The sequence below is a fragment of the Bacillota bacterium genome (assembly GCA_040754675.1).
Lineage (GTDB): Bacteria > Bacillota > Limnochordia > Limnochordales > Geochordaceae > Geochorda.
Window position 1 is genome coordinate 1 of the sequence record JBFMCJ010000744.1, and the last position, 1,698, is coordinate 1,698.

At 70.6% G+C, this 1,698-nt stretch carries 2 protein-coding genes; both read right to left on the bottom strand.

From position 1 onward, the window contains the following. The coding region (locus AB1609_23165; protein MEW6049336.1) for a hypothetical protein at positions 1–828 on the bottom strand (828 nt) is incomplete at its 3' end. Positions 829–851: 23 nt separating this feature from the next. Beyond that, on the bottom strand, positions 852–1,698 hold an 847-nt coding region (locus AB1609_23170; protein ID MEW6049337.1), incomplete at its 5' end, for a DUF1670 domain-containing protein.

Below are 1,698 nucleotides of genomic sequence, written 5' to 3' on the forward strand. Positions count from 1 at the left end.
GGCGTCCTGCCTCCAGGCCTCGGCAGTGATGCGTTCGATCTGGCGGATCTTCAGGGCCTTGAGGTCGGTCCTGGTCCTCAGGGGAGCCTCCGCCTCCTGGGGCGTGATGAGGGTGAGCACCGCCGGCACCATGGCCCTGGGGTCAAGGCCCCGGGTGCGCCTGGTGGAGCGGCACAGCCAGACCAGCTGGCCCGGCTCCAGCTCATCTTCCGCAGGGCAGCACCAGGCCCTGATCTCCGCGACGGCGGCCACCATGGCCTCCGCCTGGGCCGGCCGGCAGCCGTAGCCGGAGACCAATTCCCCCACCACCCGTTCGGCGACGGGCTTGGGCACGTTGACCGTGCCCTGCGGCCGCTGGGGAACCGCCCGCAGGGCGTCCTCGCCCAGCGGCTCGGGAGGGAGGAACCCGGCTTCCTTGCGGCCCCGGGCAAGCGGCAGCCGGCGCTGGTCCAGGAGCCGCCACAGGTCCTCGACCGTCCCCCGGGGGTCGGCCTCCAGCAGGGCATTGACCCGCTCGATCTCGATGTGGGTCCTCACCGCCTCCACCGACACCCCTTCTACCAGCCGCCTCACCCAGGCAGCGTCATAGAGGGGCAGGACGACCCTCTTCCCACCCACCTCCCAGAGCATCTGCCCCGGCTGGAGCCTCCTTGGGCCGTGTTCGGCCTCCCAGGCCGCAAGAGCCGCGTTGGTGAGCACCACCGCCCGCTCGGCCACCACCGACCGCTCGGCCAGTTCGAACCTTGAGCGCAGGTGGGCAACCTGCACCGACGTCATCTCCCGGGCGGGAAGGGTGGCGTACCTTGCCTGTGCACCCTTCCCCTGCACGGCATCACCTTCCTTCGGCTTTCCTACGTGCCGTTTTTTTTGACATCGGGAGGCAGGTGGGCCTGGGCCAGCAGGCGGATCCGGCCCATGCGCCAACCCGACTCCCGCGACCACCTGTGGTAAAGCTCCACGTACTTCTCGACCAGCCGCATGGAGCAGCCCAGCACCGTGCGGATGGCGGTGGGAGGCATGCCCCGCTCGAGCAGGTAGGAGACCCGGGCGAAGTCCAGGATGTACCGCTCCACGCTCTCGTAGGAGTGCCCGGTGCGCCTGACCACCTCGGTCTCCGTGTATCCCTGCATGTACAGGCCCACGATCTTCTCCGCGTGCGACAGCGTGGGTCCCATGTCGGCCAGGCGCCCCCTGGTGGGCAGGATCACCTTGGGGTGCCTCTCCATGGCCGCCCTCACCGCGTCCACGGATACCCCCAGCAGGAAAGCCAGGTCCGGCTGGCTCAGGCAGGCACCCTGGTAGTAGGCCCCGGTGGCTAACCGCACCAGGCGCGCCCACTTGAGTTCCTCGGAGCGGTCCCGGTGCACCAGCGACCAGTCCTCCGGCACCAGGTAGTCCAGCACGGCAGAAACCATGCGGCAGTCCCCCAGGCTGCGCCCCGGAGGCTGGTCCTGCGCCACGCCCGTCCACACGACCTGGCCCGGGGAGCGGCCCCGGCTGCTCAGGCGATGGGCCAGTTCCCGCAGCTCCTGCTCGAACTGGTCGGCCGCCGCCGGGGTGTAGCGGTGCCGCTCAAGCAACACCTGCCGGAAGGCCTGGCGGGGGCCACCGCCGGGCGGCGCGGGCAGCACCCACAACCCCTCGCGCTTCACCTTCTCGGACATGCGGGCATCCTGCCTCACCTCGGCCCACAGCTCC